Source organism: Allomuricauda sp. TY007, assembly GCF_010468565.1.
Classification (GTDB): Bacteria; Bacteroidota; Bacteroidia; order Flavobacteriales; family Flavobacteriaceae; genus Flagellimonas.
In genome coordinates this window covers 42,181-64,158 of the sequence record NZ_WUEG01000009.1, presented here as the reverse complement: position 1 = coordinate 64,158, position 21,978 = coordinate 42,181, and the positions used below count along the sequence as shown (strand labels likewise).

Below are 21,978 nucleotides of genomic sequence, written 5' to 3'. Positions count from 1 at the left end.
GCCCTTTTTGAAGGGAAATCTGCTAAAAGAGCAACTATACTAAAGTATTTCGTTGATGAAGTTTATTGTATCCAGTACATATTTATTGAAACAGCTTCAGGTTTTGGGAGGAGTTATCAACAATAGCAATACCTTGCCCATCCTGGACAATTTTTTGTTCGACCTTAAAGAAAGTAAACTTACAGTTTCCGCCTCGGACTTGGAAACGACCATGAGTGCCGTTTTGGAAGTGGATTCCGATTCGGAAGGTACCATTGCCGTGCCAGCACGTTTATTGTTGGACACCTTAAAAACTTTTCCCGAACAACCATTGACTTTTGTGGTTGAGGACAATAATACGGTAGAAATCAGTTCCAACCACGGTAAATATGCCTTGGCATATGCCGATGGGGCAGAATTTCCAAAAGCGGTGGAAGTTTCCAACCCGAGTTCCACTACCCTAATGGGCGATATTTTGGCAACAGCCATCAACAAAACCATTTTCGCCGCCGGAAACGATGATCTTCGCCCAGTGATGAGCGGGGTGTTTTTCCAGTTTTCTCCAGAGAATTTGACTTTTGTGGCCACTGATGCCCATAAATTGGTAAAATATCAACGTCAAGATGTAACTGCTTCCGAAGTGGCAGAATTCATCATGCCCAAAAAACCATTAACATTGTTAAAAGGTATTTTGGCAGGTTCCGAATCAGAAGTGACCATCGAATACAACGATAGCAATGCCAAATTCTATTTTGACAATACTGAATTGGTTTGTCGGTTGATAGATGGCAAATACCCGAACTACGAAGCGGTGATTCCCAAGGAAAACCCCAACAAGTTGACCATTGCGAGAAATCAATTTTTGAGCTCGGTCAGAAGGGTTTCCATTTTCTCCAACAAGACCACGCACCAAATACGTTTAAAAGTTGCCGGTGCCGAACTTAATATTTCTGCAGAGGATGTAGATTACAGCAATAAGGCAGAAGAAAGATTATCGTGTTCTTACCAAGGTGACGATATGCAAATTGGCTTCAACTCCAGGTTTTTATTGGAAATGTTGAACAATTTGTCTTCCGATGAAGTTTCTTTGGAAATGAGCTTACCAAACCGTGCAGGTATTCTTACTCCTATTGATGGACTGGATGAAGGTGAGCATGTGACCATGCTGGTGATGCCCGTGATGCTGAATAGTTAAATTAACTACCCAACCATAATCGAAAAAGCTGGAGCAAATTGTTCCAGCTTTTTTGTTTTTACGATATAAACCTAATCGTCATAAAATGTGATGGAGATTCACCATTTGCAGCCTTGACCGCATTAACAATAGGTAATATAAACCCAAGGATTCCCGCTCCTATCAAGCCCAGTATACCCAAGCCCAAAAGAAGAATGGCAGGAATACTAATGATGATGTAAAGTATCAGACTGATCTGGAAATTGATAATGGCCTTTCCATGTTCGTTCATTCCCTCCACCTTATCTTTTGAGGACAACCAAATGATTAAGGGTATAATCAGGCTTCCAAATCCTGTAACATACGATAAAAGTTGTGTAAGATGCGTCACGGCCAACAAGGTATTGTCCGTCCTAACTGCTTTTTGATTGATAACTTCCATTTTTGATTGATTTTGATGATTCATCTTATTAGTATACAAATCACTAAAAATGTTACAAACACCAGCTAATTTGTACTTTTGTCCCTATGTCGTACACAGATAACATTGTAGCCTTGGCAACACCCTCGGGAACAGGGGCCATTGCAGTGATAAGGGTCTCCGGACCAGATGCCATAACCCTAGTGGATACCCTTTTTAAATCCATTAAGGGAAAGAAACTGGCCCAACAGAAAAGCCATACCATTCATTTGGGCCATATTGTGGACCAAGAAAAGATTTTGGACGAAGCTCTTGTTTCTATTTTTAAAGGACCACACTCTTATACCGGTGAAAATGTTGTGGAGATTTCCTGCCACGGCTCCCCGTTCATCCAACAACAGATCATTCAGCTTTTGTTGCGAAATGGTTGCCGTTCGGCATCGGCAGGTGAATTTACACTACGAGCATTCCTTAACGGCAAGATGGATTTAAGTCAGGCTGAAGCTGTGGCCGACCTGATTGCGAGTGACAGTGAAGCTGCCCATGATATTGCCATGCAACAAATGCGGGGTGGATTCAGCAATGAAATCCAAGAACTGCGACAAGAACTGCTGAACTTCGCTTCGCTTATTGAACTGGAACTCGATTTTTCCCAAGAAGATGTGGAGTTCGCAGACAGAACCCAGTTCAACGAACTACTCAACCGCATTAGTGAGGTACTAAAGAAATTAATTGACTCCTTCGCACTCGGAAATGTGATAAAAAATGGAATCCCCGTAGCTATTGTGGGGCAACCCAATGTAGGCAAATCAACCCTGCTCAATGTACTGCTTAATGAAGAGAGAGCTATTGTGAGTGAAATTGCGGGGACAACAAGAGATACGGTCGAGGACCATATCAGCATAAAAGGCATCAATTTTAGGTTTATTGATACGGCAGGAATCCGCGAAACCGTGGATGTAGTGGAAAAAATAGGGATTGAACGAACCTTTGACAAAATTGAAAAGGCACGGCTCATTATTTACTTATTTGATGGAATGGATTTTGACAAGGCGGAATTGGATCAAATCCAGAAGCGCTACCCCAACAAACAGTTGTTGCCCATTTGTAATAAAATGGATCTCCTAAACCCAGGGCAGAAAGAAAAGATAAAATCAGAAATTCCCAATGTACTTTTTCTTTCAGCTAAATTTAAAGAAGGAATTCAGGAGTTGGAAGCAAAACTCCTTTCTTTAGTGGATTCAGGAGCGTTGAGCGGTGATACTACCATCATCACGAATAGCAGACACTACGATGCATTGCTAAAAGCCTTGGAGGAAATCCAAAAAGTAAAGGAAGGGTTGGATATGGAATTGTCCAGCGATTTGATGGCCATCGATATCCGTCAAGCCCTTTATCACTTGGGAGAAATTACAGGAAGCGTGACCACAGATGATTTATTGGGCAATATCTTTTCTAACTTTTGCATTGGAAAGTAATTTCAATTTCATTGAGGCTTAAGGAAAAAGTAAAATTTTAAGCATTTTTAGTTTTTAGAAATTGGTAGAATACATAATTCCTCTATTATTTTTAAACGCTACATGTTGGACCGTCCCAGCTCCTTCAAAATGGATGCTGAGGCCAACGATTTTTTTTGGAATATCGGGCACTTTAAATGAGAATATGGGTTGTTTGTCCATTACAATATCCAGTTTCCCGTCCTTTGAAATACATTTCACTTCGACAAAATCGGTAAAATCCACACCAAAACCGGAAAGATCTGTTTTCTTTCCATCTATGGTCTTATCAAATGCGTACAGCATAATATCGGAAATGCAGCCTTTGTCGGTCAGCATAATACTTATTGGTCCATCCTCGTGAACAATCACCAATTGTGCAGTTTGACATTGACTCTTACCGGATTTGAAATCGTTCCGGATTGAAGCTGTCATTTCAAAATCGGTAGTATATAATTCCCCAAAGTCCCTAATTTGATAGAAGCCGACGGGAGTTCTTGATGCTCGTGGATCCACCCCATATTTCTTTAGCGAGCTGGCTTTTATGGATAAGGATTTTTCCGAACGATAGTCCTCCCTGTCCAAATAAATAGGTACAGAATCCGTCTCAATGACCCCCACCCAATCCGGCGTGGGAATCAAAATACCTTTTTCTTTGACAATGGTTTCATCGACCACGAGTTTGGATTTAAAATATCCTGGCCGGTAATAAATGCTGGTGGAAACACTGTCATTTTTATTGACGGGTACCCGCTTGCTTTCGTCCCAATCCTGCTGGATCTCTATTTTCGCTTTTTCTTCTGCGGCAGATGCATCGTACCTGAAAACAACAGAATTTGGAAGCCCCATGGTGACCGACTTGCCATTAAAAGCAAAATCATCAGGATTATAGGTGATATCTTTTTTCCTGGCTGCCAAAAATACGGATGAAAAAAGCGCAATACCAAGCAATAAAAAGACTATTAAAGATTTCATCGGTAAATTAGCGCTGCTCTTTTTTTCCTCTTTCACAAACTTACCATCACAGTAATTGGAAAATGCGCCCCAGTCCTTAAAACCAATATAGTTGGCCAGTGCATTCAAAGTGGTCTTGTTCGGGTGAGATGCATAGTTTACCTTTCCACTAAGTCGTTTTAGTGTGGATACGCTCAACAATGTGCCCGTTTCTTCCTGAATGCTCTCGCTAAGGGCCTTAAAATCATGGGTGTCCCACTTGCTGCAAGATTCCTTGCCCAATTTTTCTTCAATTCGTTGAAAACAGGCTTTGATATGTTTCCTAAACTTCTCCATTTATAAATCCATGTCGACTATGAACAAACTTGAACAAAGATGAACAACCAATGCACCTAAAAACTTTGCAGGCAACCTTACATTGGTATACCGTAAGTCGATTACATCAAAAATAGATCATTTCATGAAAAACAGCATTCGAAACCTCTTGATACTTGCCATAGCCATTGTTCTAGTATCATGCCTCCAAGAAAACAAAAAGAACATTATTGCCCAAGAATTTGCCTTTACCAAAAACAATTGGCAGATTGAAAATATGGACGGTTCTACGGATACGTTGAAAGTTGTGGACCATCAGGGAAAATATGCGATGTTCTTGGAGCCAAGCCAAAAAGCTTATCTCAAGGACAAAGATTTCAAAAATTTCCAATTGGAGTTTCATTGTAATGGCCAAGTTCCGGGATTGGGCTTTAGGGTTCAGGATAAAGAAAATTATGAATACCTGTACCTGAGAATGATGATGAGCGGAAAAAAGGATGCACTACAGTACATTCCCATCTATAATGGGAGTTTGCCTTGGCAACTCTATAACTACCCCAAGTATGAAGGCAATGCTGAATACCCGAGAAAGGAAGTGGCCATTTTATCACCCTCCTTGGAGAATCAACTGGTCCAAGGGAAAGTGAGCGATAAACTTTTAAAGGCACTGGAGGAGAAAGGTATCATATTCTCGGAGGAATCGTTCTTGGACTTTCCCGATGAGACCATTTCCTATATTTACGACCCTCAAAGCAATAAAGCACTGCTTTTCGAGAAACGGGAAGATGGTATAGTATTTTTGGACATAAGTACTTGGGTCCATGTAAAGGTGGAAGTCATTGAAGACAAAATGTCCGTTTATGTTGAGAATATGGATACCCCGACCTTTGTTGTTGATAACCTAAAGCGTGATTCCAAGAAAGGTGGTATAAGCTTGTACAGCACCTTTGGCCAGGTTTACTTTAGCGATGTATCCATTCGGGAAATTGAAAGTTCCAATGTGCCAAAACAACGGGATACCGAAAAGGTGATTTCTCCGAATTATTTGACCAAGTGGCAAATATCGGAACCCTTTGCCAAGGATTCGGTGAATTTTATGGCCCAAGTGGATTCCCTATTCGATTACAGAGAAAAATTTAAAACGGTAACTGCCGACATGGATGGCATTTTAAACATCAGTCGCTTTTATGATGATATGGACAAAACGGTCACTCTGACCTGTAACATAGTATCTGATTCCGATAAGGATGTCAAACTAAACTTTGATTACGCTGACCACTTGGTGATCTTATTGAATTCCGAAGTCCTGTTCGATGGGGGAATGAACTTTAGGCCACTTCCGGAAAAGGGTATGGAAGGTAGGGTTTTTGTGGATGATGAACAGACCGTGCTGAATTTATCCAAAGGCTCCAATGAACTGACCTTTGTACTGTCGGGCGATAACCGCCAGAAATATAATTGGGGATGTGTGGCCAAGTTGGAAGATTTAAATGGTATTTCAATAGAATGAGCATTTGCATATTCTAATACCAATCCCAAAAACGAACTTTTTGGGAAGCACTGGGATGTATTGGAGTGCCGTTGACCTGCCTTACCTGAACCTGTTTTTGCTATCATATATGGTAGGGCTTGGCAACCAAGGGTTCACACTTCTTCAATTTAACAAGAATGAGAAACTTTGATTTTTGTCCTAATAGGTTTGGTACAAGCAAAAGGGCTTCGGAAATCTAAAATCTCCGAAGCCCTTTATTTACTAGCTTTCGCCTTGCTTATGTTTTGTAACTAACCGAATTACAGGCCACTTTTGGTAATCTCTTTCCTAAAAAATAAAATTAACGAAAAATATTAAATAGTGTTAAGTCCAATATGAGGGTAAGACTCATTATAATTTTTAATTTTTCATCAAACCAAACATCTCTGCAACCGTTGTTGTTCAGTCAAAAAAACGGTAACTAACGCTAAGTCCTAAACATAGTATTCATTCAGGTCTAATTTCGAGCAAGTGTTCTGCATGTATGAGCTTGAAAAAATCATCCTCATTAGGCCAAGCCCGACTACTAGTCCACCATAAGCTACATTTCAATTATAAAAAAAGTTAATTAAAAATATGAAATACCTAAAAAGACCATTCCCATTACATCTGTGATGCTACTGATAAGTACTTAATCGGTTTATCTATAAAGTGAATTGCTTCATACCCCTGCACTTTTGCCTTCTCCCTTAAGTGGTCTTGTAAATGAAAGGCAATCGAACCGATAAAATACAAGGGGTGTCGCTTGATTTCATACTGATAAGGCCTCAAAACATAATCAAAAACCTTTTCCATCCCTTTCTCTATCATCGCCAGATGGAAGGGGTGTTCATGGTTCTCGATCATAAACCTGGCAAAGTTTGCCAGATAGGAACTTGGGTTCTCTCCCCGATAAAGTTCTTGTAGTATGACTTTACTTTCGAGGTCATACCTATTCCCAAATTTTTCCATCAGATCATGGGGCATATAACCATAGGCATAACTGCGCAGCAACTCTCTTCCAAAATAATTTCCGCTGCCCAGGTCCATAACCTGATATCCCAGATCGGGCAATCGTTTATGAATCTTGGTTCCATCAAAGAAACAACTGTTCGAGCCCGTACCCAAAATACATACTACACCAGGTACGCCTTTAGTACATTTTACCGCCATTCCCAGATCGTCTTCAATTCGCACCTGAGCTCGTTTGAACAATTGATGAAAGACTCGTGTCAATCTTTGTTGTGACTCTTCATTTTTACCACCGGCACAGTAAAATTCTATTTGTGAAATTTCAATTAAAATATCATTTTTCAGCTCTTGTAGAACCAACAATATATCATCATCAGAGTGAATCATGGGATTGATGCCGTTTGTGCTCTTTTGAAACACCATGTCCCCCATCTTATTGTAAACCTGCCAATCACATTTGGTAGAACCACTGTCCGCTATCAATACCATATATAAAGTTTATCCTTTAAGGAAATCATATCTCACAAAGGCGTCCATTGCTGCATAGCTTGCCAAACCAAGGAACTGATACCTCTGTGCGGTTTCCTTGTTCCTGCCTTCGGCACGCACCCTGAACACATTTTTGTCCCTTGTTCGATTTTTCGCGGATCAAGTCTGATATTTCCTTGGCAACCTGCAATGATCCCTGATCGGAGTCTTGGAAGCTGACATTATGCACCTTTTCATATCTGGTGGCCTCAAACTGTCCTGCCAGCTCATATTGTATTGACCGTAACACTGCACTCATTCTGTATGATTTAAAATTGTTCTTCAAGTTTATTTTATGATCTTTTCTATTTTCTTCCATGTAAGCATAAGGCATACGGCCGAAACGGCCGCTATAGCAGTCAAAGTGCCCGCCAGAATCCACTCCCCATATATCCAATGGCCTACAGCGAAAAGGCAGGCATAGATTAGTACCGTGCCCAAAAGCATCGCCAATATCCCGCTGGGAACGCTCCAATCTTCGTCATTCCCCAATTCACCCCCTTCTGTTTTGCCTTTATCGACTATTCTACGCCATCCCGGTCCGCCCGGGCAGATTTTTTCACAGAATCCATAGAGCACCTCATCATGTTCAGGCCGGGTAAGGTAGGTCGCTGCCAACCACAACAACGTAGTGGTAAATACCACCATGGGATACTCCGACCAACTTGGTAAAAGGCCACCATTAACGGAAAATAAATAATCTCCCAAAGGGGTCAGCTTTAAAGCTAGGGAAAGTATTCCTGAAGCAAACATGGCAGTAATCTCGCTCCAAGCATTGATTCGCCACCAAAACCACCTAAGGATAAATATCAAACCTGTCCCCGCACCAAAAACGAGCAATATCTCGAAAAGCTGTAGGGCATTCTGGAGCAAAAGTGCCAATGCGGCACTCAGTACCATCAAAACTACCGTGGATATTCTCCCTACAGCCACCAATCTTTTTTCCGATGCCTTTGGATGGATTCTTTCCTTATAAAAATCATATACAATATATGAAGAACCCCAGTTTAGCTGAGTCGAAATGGTAGACATGTAAGCTGCCACCAATGAGGTGAGCACCAATCCCAAAAGACCCGTGGGCAACTTGGTCAGCATAGCTGAATAGGCCAGGTCGTGCCCTAGTTTATCATCGGATATGATTGGAAAGGCCTGTTGCAAACTCTGAAGGTCCGGAAATACAACAATAGAGGCCAGCGCCACCAATATCCAAGGCCAAGGTCTGACGGCATAATGCATAATATTGAAAAAGAAAGTGGCTGCTATGGCATGCTTGCCATTTTTGGCGGAGAGCATTCGTTGTGCAATATATCCTCCACCCCCGGGTTCGGACCCCGGGTACCATGAACTCCACCATTGTACGGCCAGTGGAATGATAATCAATGTGATCAATGCATCGGTATTGTCCAACTCCGGTACCATGTTCAATTTTTCCTTGACATCCGGATTTGACAAAAGATTTTCCAAACCTCCCACTTCGGGGATGTTCACCAAGTAATAGGCGGCCCCTATGGTTCCCCCCATTGCCACAAAAAAGAGAATGAAATCCGTATACACAACCCCCTTAAAACCTCCTATTGCACTGAAAACAACCGTTACCAACCCTGCTATAAGAACTGTCTGCCATGGCTCGAGACCAAGCATGATACCTCCGATCTTGATGGCCGCCAAGGTCACCGCCGACATGGTTATCACATTGAAGATCACCCCTAGGTAAATAGCCCTAAATCCCCTTAAAAACCTTGCGGGTGCGCCTCCATACCTCAGCTCATAAAACTCAAGGTCTGTATTGACATTGGATTTCCGCCACAACCTTGCATATATAAAGACCGTCAGAAGACCGGTCAATAAAAAGGCCCACCAGACCCAATTACCCGATACTCCGTTGGTCCGTACTATATCGGTGACCAGATTGGGCGTGTCCGTGGAAAAGGTAGTGGCGACCATTGATATGCCCAAAAGCCACCATGGCATCGACCTACCCGACAGAAAGAATTCCGAACTACTTTTTCCAGAGCTCTTGGATACATAGAACCCAATACCCAGGGTAATAGCGAAAAATGACAGGATTATGGCATAATCCAATGGTCGTAATGTTATCATATTCATATTTTGGCAAGGCTGAATTGGTATCTATTTTTGCTTTCGTTATTTGATGTATAGAAAGGCAGGGGGCAAACCCTGCCCATCTTCGTCAACTAACTCCAATAGGTCGCCCATTTGGTTTATTATGTCTTTTACCTTTTTAAAATTTATTGGAGAAATATTCAAATCTTCAAGAACTTGGGGATTCCTTACTTTAATTCCTTGATTCTGATATTTCGGAACCAGAGTACCGAACCGTGCCCCAAAAAACCAATATGACCACTATCTCGCTGAAGTCCTGGATGATTCTGACCATCCGCTGTACCATTTTCAGAGGCTTTTTTAATATCTGCATCAAGAATGACGTGATCATTAAGTATGATTTTGATGTGGTCGTCTTTTACCATGACTTCTTGGGAATTCCACTCGCCAACCGGATTTAAAAACCCTCTTTTTGCGGCCGCAATCCCATAAACTGAACCATGATACTGATAGGGCTTTAAATTGGCATAGATCGGTGCCGTATTGTCCAGAATTTGCAGCTCTTTTCCAACGTAGGCTGCATCACCTTTCAATGGAGCATGAATTCCAAGACCATTGTTGGCTCCCGGAGTCAGTTTAAATTCAAATCGAAAAATAAAATCAGAATACTCGTTGGCAGTATATAGGTTTCCGTGTCCCCCATGCTCCGGTTGAACCACCAACTCATTGTTTTCAACCGAATAATCTGTCTTGTTTCCAATCCAATGATCTAGGTCCTTTCCATTAAAAAGGGATTGAAAGCCTTCTTTTTGCTCTTCAGAACTTAAAAGTTCATTGCCGGACTGAATTTCACGGACATAAACATTCCTAAAGCCTAAATCTTCGCCATGAGCTTGAAGCTCGATGGCCTCTTTTGCAAAAATGGCCCGGTCCCTATCCCAATAATTCTCCAAAACAACATTATCGGTAACTAATTTTCCATTTAAATGGACAGTGACTCGCTCTCCGACCATCTTGATTCTAAAGGTATTCCACTCGTTTATGGGATTATCGGCAACCACCAAAGGTTTACTTGTGTTTTCCTGGTTGTTGTACAATCCTCCACTGCCGACTTCTGCTCCCACATCGGTACGAGCAGTGTCCCAAATCTGGACTTGTGGGGTTCCCCTGAGGTAAATACCACTATCTCCACCATGGGTTATTTTCCAATCCACCAGCATCTCAAAATCCCCATAATCCTTTATCGTACAGATGTTATTGTAGCCTTCCCCTTGAAAGCCAATGACCCCATCCTTTACAAACCAATCCTTTAACATTTGTGCATTTGCTTTTTCTTGGGCTTTTTTCAGGGCGCTTTTGGACATCTTATTTCTTTTGATGGGATTTTCGACCAAACCTTCCCAACCAGTCAGGTCCTTTCCATTGAATATGGATACAAACCCCCTTTCCTTGGGCATTTTATCCAAAAACTCCTTAACATCAATCCTGAGATATTGACTATCGGGACCTGTTAAATTTGCCATGCTTTTTGATACGGCCTCCCGGACCACCTCCCCACTTAAGCCATTGTTGGCGCCTGGTGTTGGCAAGGCAATCTTGATCACAGCATTGGATGCCACAGCACTTAAGTCTGCATCATCCAAATAATCAGAAACAAAGACCAAGGACAGGAATGTCTTCGCTGTTTGAGCTGCTTGTATCACTTGCTTCTTCTCTGCCAAGTTGCTACTGTACGGCATCAACTTTCGTATGAGCAACAGTTTTTGGTCATCGGGTTGGTCGGAAGTAGCAACTTTTTGCAAATATTGACGAAAAGCCAAATCCCTAATATCTCCTTTTGAATCGATTATGGTATTGAACAAATATTCCAAGCTCTCGTTTCCTTCCCATATCGCGAGTGCCTGTATTGCTGCCTTTTTTTCTTTACTGTTACCTGATTCGAATTGTTCCGATATCAGCGTCAATGCTTTTTGCCCCCCTATTGCAGGAAGTATTGGGATCAATTTTGATTTATCTTCAAAATCCGCAAACGCATCATAAATGGTCAAAGAACTTTCCCTTTTAGTGGTGCTAAGAACTTTTACAATTGCCTGCTGCGCATAATTGATATTGGCTTCATCTTCTGCCATTGAGAGCATTTCCATCAACTTGGATAAATTCTTTTTCGCCGAGACGGATGGCATTGCCTTGTAAATGGCTTTTTGCAGATCGGGATTTGCTTTATCCAATAACCCTGCAATTGCTTCAAATTGGTTTGTGGCATTTCGGTCGGCTAACACATTTACCAATACTGCTTTTGCTTTCTGATTTTCAATATGGGATAATTCTTCTGCAATCAACGTTGCATCGTCAATATCTACAATTTTGAGCAACGTATTTTCTATGGTTGCAAAAGTTGTGTCGGTGTTGTCCCCTTGTAATGTTTTAAAAAGTAGTGGCAATGCTTTTTCCTTTTTTTGAAAATCCAAAGCCCGTATCCCTGCCGACTTTAAGCTTTCATTGTCAGATTCGATGGCCTTGACAATGCACTTATCCAGTACTTCAGGTTCTTGATGCTCTCGCAGCATTTCCAGAAGCTGTATCTTCCCGTCATCGTCAATTTTCCTATATAATCTGACCCATTTCAATACTTCCGTAGATGTTAGATTCTGACCTGCAGCCTTTAGTACGCTTCCCCTATAGGCCGTATCATGATGCTTTGCCTCTTTCAAAAGAGTCTTTGTTGCATTTTTCCCAATGGAAGAGGTTAGCATATTGATGCCAGCCGCTCTATAATTCAACTGGTTATCCTCAGTACAGTTCTTCAACAATGACTTGGCTATTCGCTCTCCCAAGTACAAATTCCCCTCGTCGACAAGTCTATTGCCATAATGGATATATGCAATAACGGCCTTAGTATCACCCAATTGATACTTTTCGTTTTCAACCGCTTTGGCAAGAGTGTCGTACGAATCTGGGCTACCGATTTCCGCCAATGCCATCGTTGCTTTTTGTTTTAGAAAAGCTTCGGACATTGAATCGGACAGTACTTCCACCAAGGTTTTTGATGCAGAATCAAAGTGCAAACGTCCCAATGATTCAATAAATGCCGCCTTCCTTATACCTTCGGCTGATTTGGTTGCAGAATGAATCGCTTCTGCCGATCTCTGAGTTCCTATAAAGGTTAAAGTGGCCAATGCGGGTTCATATAGTTCTTTATCGGTTAGGTATTTACCCAGTGTTTCAACACTTGCATCAGTTCCACAAAACGCCAAACGGTCTATAAAAAATGTTTTTACTTCTTTATGCTGTGCCTTCTCCAAAGCGCTCAATAGTGTTTTCTCGACAACAGCTGCCCGATGTTTGCCTGCATAAACCGCTAAACTATGGACAGCATACCTTGCTTGGGTATCGTTACCTGTTCCCAAGGGAACAACACGTTCATGGAACTTTTGAATCCCTTCGGTGCCCAGTTCCAATATTTCTTGCATTAGCTTGTCCGAATGCTCCAAATCCTTGGTTGGGAACTGCGCCAATATATCCACTACTTTGGTTTCCAAAGTCCGGTTGATCTGGCCTATGGAAATTTGTAGGGCAAAGAGTAAAAAGAGCGTCGTTATATGGTATTGTATTCTTTTCATTTTTTTGTGGTTTTTGACCAATGTGTACTTCCTACTTCGATTTGATTTCGAAACGCAACATACACTCCATTGATCTGTACTTTTTTTGTTCTATTTGGAAATTAAAGTGAATGATCAATCGGCCCAAGAGGTTCGCATGGGTTGATCCAATAACCTGTTGGCTTCCGGGTCGTTTACAAATTCTTGTTTGACCGGATCAAAATCGAGGTTTCTACCCAATCGCAAAGCCACAACCCCCATATTGACAATTGTTGCGGAACGGTGTCCGTTCTCTTCGTTCAATGCGAATTTTTGACGGGTTTTCACGGACTCCGAAAACGATGTGATTTGCTCTTCGGGATCGGGAAGGGTATTAATAAGCCCTTCAATATTAGGAATGGTGGATTTGAATCCATTGAATATCTTGCCATCGGGCCCTTCGATATAGGCTGCATTCTTATCGCGGTTTTCACCATCCAATATGATTTGACAACCATCGGCATAGGTATACGTTATCCTTCTCCAAGTTCCGATGGCATCGTAATGCTGTTGCGGGGCATCCACCTCAACCTTGACAGGACTGGTATGGTCCTTTCCCAAAAAGTATTGAACGGGATCAATATAGTGCTGGCCCATATCGCCCAATCCACCGCCATCGTAATCCCAATAGCCCCTAAAGGTGGAATGAACTCGATGCGAATTGTACGGTTTTTCGGGAGCTGGTCCCAACCACATATTATAGTCCAACTGGGCTGGAACGGATTGCGGTGCCAAATTCTCCTTCCCAACCCAATAAAATTTCCAATTAAAGCCGGTCACCCCGCTTATGGTCACTTTTAATGGCCATCCGAGTGCACCGCTATCGACCACTTTTTTAAGCTTTTTAACGGGTGTACCCATTCCATAAAAGTTATCCTTGAATCGAAACCAAGTGTTGAGCCTAAACATTTTCCCATGGACCTTCATTGCCTCAACCACACGTTTCCCCTCGCCAATGGTCCTGGTCATTGGTTTTTCACACCACACATCCTTACCTGCCTCGGCGGCCATAATGGACATAAGCCCATGCCAATGTGGAGGAGTGGCAATGTGAACAATATCAATGTCCGGTCTGTCCAATACTTCCCTAAAATCCCGATATCCCTTTACATCGGCACCAACTTTCTTAAGTGTATCCGCCAAGTGTTTTCCATCAGCATCACAAATGGCCAACAATTTGGTTCCTTCATAAGTTAGGTGGCCCTGGCCCATCCCACCAACACCTATTACCGCTTTGGTAAGTTGGTCACTAGGAGGTATAAAGTTTGGCCCTCCCAATACATGTCTTGGTATAATGCTTATCCCGGTTGCCGCTATCAAGGACTTTTTGACAAACCCCCTTCTGCTTTTCATTTCTTTTTTCATCTGGTATGCTTTGATTTGATTATTTACAACAAGCTCATTGAATAATGATGTCGCAAATAAAAAAGCACAGGCTTAAAAAAAGGGGTACCAAATGGGGTAATGGATTAAAAAAATGTGGTTTTTTTAGGATTTTCCATCAAAAGGCATGAATAAGCTATCATTGGGAGGCTATCATTTCTTCGAAAGAAACTTCGTAGGCTTCTCCGTAGAGTTTTTCATATTGCCTTTTAAAATTATGACAAGCTTGATGAGCCAAACTAAGCTTTCCTTGTTCAATGAGTACATTGAGTTTCATCTTCAAAGCATGTTCATTAAGGTCATCATATAGGCAAATTACTTCGGCTAAATCAAGCATTATGTTCGTATGAGTCTTAATAATCGGATTTTTGCTGATTTGGATAAATTGCTCCACAATCCGGTTGCTGAACTTTTCAATAAATGGATCCAGCCAGGGAGCACTGGTATTGGCAAATAGTCTTCCTTTCTTAACAATGGGAATCAATTTTCGAAGTTCAGTTTCCAGTTGCTTGTCCGAATAATTATCGCTCTCCAAAAATTCCAAATATTGCATTGCCGTGGTATAGTCCGAGTAACACTTTTCATCCATTTGCAAAACCCAGTGTTTATCCTTGAAAAGCAGCTCAAGATCAGGACATGTGTCCAACAACTGTCTCAAATTTTGAATTGTTGTGCCACGCGTGTTCTTTGCATTTGCAACACTTTTACCAGGCCATAACAATTCGGTAAGACGTTTGGTATCTATACCCTTTTCACTTCCCTGACCATGTAAAAAGGTGATCATGAACAGCTTTTTTTGAAGTGGGGACAGCTTTTTTGCAACATCCAAACCGTGCTCATCAATAATCTGTAAAGGACCAAAGCATAATATTTGTGTGGAATGCTGCTCATCTACTCTTGGGGCTTTAAACTTGACCATTCTGGGTGTTGTTTTTTCCCCCTTCGCCACCTTATTTTTCATCCAATACCTAAAAACAACATATCCACCTCCAAACAAGACCAGTAATACCAACGCATACTCAAAGATGTGGTTTTCCTTGTTCAAGGCTTTTGTTTGATTATAATGTACCTTGATTTCCGAGTCATTCAATTCGCGCTCCCATATTTTTATCTCCCGGATGTAGCCTTCAAAAAATTCTTCCCATAGGTTACTCGCTATAAGTATGTTATAATCTGATGTTTCATATTCAGAAATCAGTTCTACGCTATCCGTCCGTTCCCCATTGATATAGAAAAAAAGTTTGTTTTCCATTTTGGAATGTACCAAGGCCACATGGGACCATTCATTTAAGGGAATAGGCGAAGAAGTTGATACGTAATCCTTGATACCTGCCATTGTGAAGGTTAAAAAGCCATCGTGGATCTTGAACACAAAATTATCTCCCTTCCCTAAAATACTGTTGTTTTGACCTAATTTAGTCGGTTTTATCCACGCATTAATGGTAAAGTTGCCCTTCAATGATGATTTACTGGATATTCCCACATCGACATAGGCTCCTCCTTCAAAATAACTGACCTTTCCATACAACGAATCCCTTCTTACACCAACATCATTTGAAATTAGTCCCTTCGAATTTTTCGCCATTTTATCGGTAACCCCATCCTTAAATTCAAAATGATGAGAAAGACCATATTCAGCATCCAAAGGGAAACCAACAAATTCTTTTTGGTTATTTAGGTTTTCTGGACTAGTGTAAATAATGTCAGGCGAAAAATGAAATCCAGGTTTGTAGGGAACCAATATGGGTAGAGCCAAGGTATCTTGTACTGGATAGCTAAAATGTCCCCCTACCTGAGTATCTCCAAAATCCTTAAAGATGACCCCATCCAACAATCCTTTTTCCGTTTGTACAACCCCAAATATTTTTGGATTGATATTTAGTTGCTGTACCAAACTGTGAAGATGTTCAAAAGACGCTTCAGTTTTGATGAAATTGGGCATTTTCCCTAGGCTTTGCCAAATATCAAGAAGCTTTGAAAACGTAAAGTTGTTCCCGTGGCCTGCATATATGCTTAAAAGTTCCTTGTCGCTTGATTTTTTTGTCTGATCAATGTTCCTATGCGAATCTAGTTCCAAGGTAAACATATCCGAATCAGCCACCCAGATCACGGAAAGGTTCTCCGGAATTTTTGAAATCGCCCGCTCTTGTCCCAACACTATCAATTGATTGCCATAATGGGCGTATAGGTCGAGAAAGTTGTCGTTTTTTTCCCTATTTCCCGAAGGGACTACGGCCCATGGAACATTATCGGACAATGTCTGGAACATCAACGAATCCAAGCTTATCTCCCTAAGGTCAATTAAGATATGGGAGGTTGTGCGAAGCTGGTGCTTTTCACGTTCAGAAAGGGATGTATATTTTTGGGAGAACGCGGAATGAACCCCAATAAAAAGCATCCAAAAACAATAAATGCACCAAATGGGGATATGTTTCGATTGACTTGGAAAATTGTACGCTATAAAGCTCTTGGCCATAACAGCACAATATATAATTATAGTTGATTCTTAGTTTTTCAATACTTGAACAATATTAATCATAAAAAACCATTTACACTACCACTGGTAATTCCGTTTGACTTTGATTTCAATTCATCAACGTCCAAGCTTAGTCCATGGTTTCGACCTCCTGTAATCCTTTATTTCTCCAGTATTCTTCGATTTCCTCAAGGGTTTTCCCTTTGGTCTCGGGTATCATTTTATGGAAGAAAACCGTTGCCATCAAACAAAACCCTGCAAAAACAAAGAACCCTGCATTCATTCCAATGACCGAAACAAACCAAGGGAACAAAAACGCAGTTCCAAAATTAGCTCCCCAATTGGCAAAAGTCACTACGGACATGGCACGCCCCCTGATTCGGGTTGGGTAAAGTTCACCCAACAAAACCCATATGACAGCATTGATGGAAAATGCCAAGCTTGCCATATAGACACATAACATTACCACAATCCAAATACTAGGAATCGACGGTATCGAAAAGAGCATCCCTATTACAATCAAAGATATACAGACGGACAACATACCCCATATCAACAATGGCCTACGCCCCCATCTATCTATTTTCCAAAGGGCCAAAGCCGTAAAAACAAGGTTGATGAGACCAATGGCTACTTGAAACTTTAAAGCACCGTCGAAATTCAAGCCAGCATCCCTGAGTATGTCGGGGCCATAGTAAACAATGATGTTCACACCGGTAAACTGCCCAAATACAGAAAGTCCCAACCCTGCGATCAAGGCTTTTTTAAAACCAGGCTTCAGCAGTTCTTTCAATGAACCGCCTTTGTTCGACAGAGCATCAAGTATGTTTTTCAATTCAGCATTTGCCAATAGCTTTCCATTTATTCTCTCCAAAATTCTTGTCGATCTCTCTATATATCCTTCCTTGACCAACCACCTCGGGCTTTCAGGGATTGTCCACAACAACAGAAAAAACAAGAGGGCAGGCACCATTTCAGTTCCGAACATGGCCCTCCAGACTTCTGAAACCATAATCTTGTACATGGTTCCTGAACCACCAAAACCATTTGGATTGGCATGAGCATGGTTTAATACTCCCCAGTTTGAGAAGTAAGCCAACAATATGCCGATTACGATCGACATTTGGTACAAAGCCACAAGACGTCCCCTTATCTTAGCAGGGGAAAACTCGGAAATATACAATGGCGCCAAGACAGAAGCAATTCCAATTCCGAGGCCACCGACAAGCCTTGCGGCAATCAACAAACTGAATGAGGAGGGTAAAGTAGAGCCCAGTGCGGAAAAAAAGAAAAGTACCGCGGAAACAATAAGTATGGACCTGCGTCCATATTTATCCCCTAGGGAACCTGAAACCAAGGAACCGATAATCGCTCCGATTAACGCGGAGCTTCCAAACCAACCAACTTCAATTTTGTCCAACTCGAACTGAGCCTCGACCATACCAACAGTTCCTGAAATTACAGCAGTGTCGAAGCCAAACAATACGCCTCCCAGTGAAGCCACCATACAGACCTTTGCTACTAAAAAAGGTCTTCTTGTTGACACTACTTTTGCCTTACTGTTTAAATCAGTCATTTTCTTCAGCTGATTTAATGGTAAGTTCCAATAATTGATGGCACCTGAACAGTATCCTAGGTATATGGAAAAATCCTTTCCATCCGTTGGCTTTTGTCGACCAAACCGGACTTCCTTCCCGATTTAAATAACCATACCATTCGCCATGTTCCTTATCTGGAAAACGGGTAAAAGTATATTCATGTACCTTGTAGTACCATACTTTAATATCTTCCCTACCCGTATGAAGCCACGCCAGTAACAAAGCATACAATGCCTCTCCATGTGGCCACCATAATTTTAGGTCCGCTTCCAGTTCATGTGTTGGGGTCCAATCGATATTGGTCAGGTAACGAATACCTCCATATTCTTTGTCCCATCCATGTTCCAGTGATGCCAAAATAATAGCTATTGCTTCGTTAATCCATTCTTTTTCATTCCGTTCGATACCAATTTCCATAATCATCCATGCACTTTCAATAGCATGTCCTGGATGAAAAAGCCGACCTTCGGGAATATCCAACATAGTGGAACCGTCCATTCCCACATTTTCCAACAAATACCCTTCATTCGGCTTCCAATGCCTATTTAAAATGGACTCGATGGATAAAGTAATGTCATCATCAAGTCGCTTTAAGGGCCAAATATCCTTGAACACCTTTGCCACGGTTATTCGGCACATATCATGGGAATGCAAGTGGAATTGCCTGTTGAGCGGGTAGCCCAACATGGGTGTATCCGATGGCTTCCCCAATCTAGACAACAAGAAATCGTACATCTTAAATGCACGCTGTTTTAAGCCATCATCTTTACTGAGTGCTGCATATTCGGCCAATGCAATAGCCCCAAAAACTTCGGTATACAAACTCAGTACAGAAGAAACGGGCTTGCCAACGTTGTTCAATCTGAAGTGCATTTTCCCATTTTCGCCAAATGCATTGGATATCATAAAGTCCAATCCATGTTTAGCGATGTTTTTCCATTCTTCCCTTTTTTCAAACCTATTGTACAAATGACCGAACATCCATATTTGTCTGCCCGTCATCCACATATCCTTGTCTTCGGAATAGGGTGTGCCATCCTGCGCCAAGCGGGTATGGTACCCTCCGTTCTTTTTATCAACGGAATGGGTTTCCCACCAAGGAACAAGGTCATCAAAAAGTGCAGAACGATACACCTCCTTCAATTGATGCAAGCTCTCTGTTATGCTTTTTTCGCTTTCCAAGCTCATTTTTCTTTTGTTTGGTTGCTTTATCTATTGATGTCCGATCGGCAGCATTTCTTTCTTCAATGCATCGTAATGGTTGTTGATTTTAGAATTCTTGGTCAAATCCCAGATAGATGTATCCAGCTCACGCAGAGACAGTATGGTCGTAATCCAACCTTGTGTCCATCCACTTTCTATGGCCCATGCACCCCAGCCAGCATCGGCATTGGAACCCCAATGTTCAAATCTTTCAAAGTCAAACGCCCTCATCCATCCCCCATGAAGCTCTGGATGTTCCGGAGATTTTACCTGTATACGACAAAGAAACTCCGATAATTGGTCAACCGATTTCTTTATCCGGGGATCTTTGAGTGTATACCAAGCCTCGTGCAGACCTACTAATGCAAAATTGGTGGTATAGAGCAAATCACTAACGGGGTCTCCGTTCTTTGCAATCAAAGAAGCCTCGTGCAATCCATAGTCGGCATTACTTTTAGAAGGTGGAAAAACTCCTTTTTCAATGCTTCCCAACTCTTCGCTTATGGCACCACTTTCATCCTGAAGGTCCAGTAATCCGTCCAGGGCAGTATAGAGCATTTTTCTGTTTTCCTCGGTATTTTCAACACGTACCAACCACGCAAGCGGCAGTAAGATCCTGGCCTTTTCTTGTGCCAGTCCGTTCATCCATTTCCATTCATGGGGATAGCCTTCCATGGTGGCTTTTATTGCTTTTTTAGTACGTTCCAAGAAAATGGGGTCTCCTGTTTTATCATAGGCCCAAAGGAAACAGGCCCAGAGATAGGCCTCCATGTGCGGCGAGAGATTGACCGTATGGCCATTATAGTAATGTTGCCAGCCGTTTTCCTGTAATTGGGGCAAATCAATCCGGTCCCCTCTAAAACCATTTACACCTGTGGTCCGGTGTAATGCGAGTAGCATACGCATCAATGTATCATCCTGTTCGGTATTTCCCGTAATTGCCGCTGTGATAATGGCTCCCAGAAACAAACGGGCATTGTCGTCGCCATAATTGGCTTTGTACCATGCATAACTGGAAATCCCCCAAGGTACAAGTCCATAGGCTCCATGGCTCGGATCATCGTACTCCCCTTTCAGCGCAGATGATTCTTTCAGATAAAATTCCAAAAGGTTATTGGCTATTTCGTAGTTCTCATCCTTACCAAGCGCCTTTCCCGATGCGGCAAAGGCACCTGCCACCTCTCCTGTACAATCGCCCCTGAGCACAACCCCAATGGGTTGATTCCCCTTTTCATCAATTCTGGAAAAAATACATTCGAATACCCCATTGCTACCATCTCCATTGGGAATGGTATCATTCCAATTGATGAATTTGGTTTTAATTTCTTTGTTATGATTGTTTCCAATAATGTCATTGTAATTTGACGGCACCAGCATTTTAGCATTTATGAACCAATCAATGCCCTTTTCAAGGCTTTTTTTCTGGTAATCGAGCGGTAATTGCTCGTTTCGGGCGTAGGTGGTCTGTATTTTAGGATTCCAGTCCAACCCTTCAACTACAGTACCATCAGCCAATAAAAATTGAAGTATACCTTTCCATACCCCCTGCCATTCAACTTGTGGGGCGTACCTTCCTTTTATGAAATTGCTCAGCCCTGTTGTCGATACCAATCCATTATAATCGTTCAATTTGAACAATAAAGGATTATTCTCTTTGGGAATTCCATAAATAGCATTATCCAGACCAGCAACCCTAGCCGCAACGATATGGGCATTGGAAACTTGGGTAGGAATGTAGGTCAGGCCATTGACGGCCAAAATGTCCAAGCTATCGGGAATTCCTCCAAAAAAAGAGGAATTGACCACTGCTCGTTCATACTTTGATATTTTATTCTTTGGTTGAATCTCCACCCCTGGAAGTTTATCCACGAACTCGACATAAAATCGACATTCCTTCTTTTTCAATAAATTGAAAAAATCGTCTGGAAGCTTTAGTCGTTCGTTTGGATACGTATCGGTTAAAATAAGCGAAGGTTCTCCCTCACCAATGCCACGTATCAATTCATCCAAATTATCATAGCGGACCACTTCCAAATATTCCAAGTTTTGGATTACTTGGAACAGATCATTGGTCTCATCAGAGTACACGTGTATTTTCTGAGGGGCCGAATACCATACCATTAGCATATAAACAATGACCAAAGGCCCTAGGAACATTAGTATTTTTTGAAATAATTTCATTTTAAGAGATTGTGTTTTGAGGACATGGAGTGTAAAAGGTGAAGACGGATATGACCACAAAATGCTCCATCATTTAGTATGCGGCC

General features: G+C 41.7%; 14 protein-coding genes. 3 read left to right on the top strand and 11 right to left on the bottom strand.

Features of this window, described 5'->3' with window-relative positions:
• Positions 1-55: 55 nt before the first annotated feature.
• Positions 56-1,174, top strand: coding sequence for a DNA polymerase III subunit beta (gene dnaN / locus GO009_RS11100; protein WP_163626273.1), 1,119 nt, complete (start codon positions 56-58; stop codon positions 1,172-1,174).
• Between the two features lie 58 nt (positions 1,175-1,232).
• Here the strand turns inward: dnaN and GO009_RS11095 are convergent, their stop codons facing one another.
• Positions 1,233-1,595 carry a DUF4870 domain-containing protein gene (locus GO009_RS11095; protein ID WP_163626272.1) on the bottom strand — a complete coding sequence of 121 codons (363 nt, stop codon included), beginning with the start codon at positions 1,593-1,595 and terminating at the stop codon, positions 1,233-1,235.
• Between the two features lie 86 nt (positions 1,596-1,681).
• Between GO009_RS11095 and mnmE the strand changes: the two genes are divergently transcribed.
• Positions 1,682-3,052 carry a tRNA uridine-5-carboxymethylaminomethyl(34) synthesis GTPase MnmE gene (mnmE, locus tag GO009_RS11090; protein ID WP_163626271.1) on the top strand — a complete coding sequence of 457 codons (1,371 nt, stop codon included), beginning with the start codon at positions 1,682-1,684 and terminating at the stop codon, positions 3,050-3,052.
• Between the two features lie 54 nt (positions 3,053-3,106).
• Here the strand turns inward: mnmE and GO009_RS11085 are convergent, their stop codons facing one another.
• Positions 3,107-4,360, bottom strand: a complete 1,254-nt coding sequence (locus tag GO009_RS11085) for a hypothetical protein (protein WP_163626270.1) — start codon at positions 4,358-4,360, stop codon at positions 3,107-3,109.
• Positions 4,361-4,484: 124 nt separating this feature from the next.
• Between GO009_RS11085 and GO009_RS11080 the strand changes: the two genes are divergently transcribed.
• A complete protein-coding gene (locus GO009_RS11080) occupies positions 4,485-5,849 on the top strand; it encodes a hypothetical protein (protein WP_163626269.1) in 1,365 nt (454 codons plus the stop codon).
• Positions 5,850-6,473: 624 nt separating this feature from the next.
• Here the strand turns inward: GO009_RS11080 and GO009_RS11075 are convergent.
• The 9 genes from GO009_RS11075 to GO009_RS11035 all read right to left on the bottom strand — a co-directional run bounded on the left by GO009_RS11075 (position 6,474) and on the right by GO009_RS11035 (position 21,892).
• Positions 6,474-7,310 (bottom strand): N-acetylglucosamine kinase, encoded by an 837-nt coding sequence (locus tag GO009_RS11075; protein WP_163626268.1) that lies wholly within the window; start codon positions 7,308-7,310, stop codon positions 6,474-6,476.
• Between the two features lie 25 nt (positions 7,311-7,335).
• Entirely contained in the window at positions 7,336-7,608 is a 273-nt protein-coding gene (locus GO009_RS11070; RefSeq protein ID WP_163626231.1) for a hypothetical protein, read from the bottom strand.
• Between the two features lie 29 nt (positions 7,609-7,637).
• Entirely contained in the window at positions 7,638-9,449 is a 1,812-nt protein-coding gene (locus GO009_RS11065) for a sodium:solute symporter family protein (protein ID WP_163626267.1), read from the bottom strand.
• Between the two features lie 191 nt (positions 9,450-9,640).
• The gene (locus tag GO009_RS11060) at positions 9,641-13,033 is read right to left on the bottom strand and encodes a DUF1080 domain-containing protein (RefSeq protein WP_163626266.1); all 3,393 of its coding nucleotides are present in this window, start codon (positions 13,031-13,033) and stop codon (positions 9,641-9,643) included.
• 114 nt (positions 13,034-13,147) lie between these two features.
• Positions 13,148-14,416 (bottom strand): Gfo/Idh/MocA family oxidoreductase, encoded by a 1,269-nt coding sequence (locus GO009_RS11055; protein WP_163626265.1) that lies wholly within the window; start codon positions 14,414-14,416, stop codon positions 13,148-13,150.
• 157 nt (positions 14,417-14,573) lie between these two features.
• On the bottom strand, positions 14,574-16,910 hold the full coding sequence (locus GO009_RS11050; protein ID WP_163626264.1) for a LamG-like jellyroll fold domain-containing protein: 2,337 nt from the start codon (positions 16,908-16,910) through the stop codon (positions 14,574-14,576).
• A 130-nt stretch (positions 16,911-17,040) separates the two neighbouring features.
• Positions 17,041-18,486, bottom strand: coding sequence for a sugar porter family MFS transporter (locus GO009_RS11045; protein WP_163626263.1), 1,446 nt, complete (start codon positions 18,484-18,486; stop codon positions 17,041-17,043).
• Entirely contained in the window at positions 18,479-19,696 is a 1,218-nt protein-coding gene (locus GO009_RS11040) for an AGE family epimerase/isomerase (RefSeq protein ID WP_163626262.1), read from the bottom strand. Before GO009_RS11040 ends, GO009_RS11045 begins: the two co-directional genes overlap by 8 nt.
• A 24-nt stretch (positions 19,697-19,720) precedes the next feature.
• On the bottom strand, positions 19,721-21,892 hold the full coding sequence (locus tag GO009_RS11035) for a hypothetical protein (protein ID WP_163626261.1): 2,172 nt from the start codon (positions 21,890-21,892) through the stop codon (positions 19,721-19,723).
• Positions 21,893-21,978 lie beyond the last annotated feature (86 nt).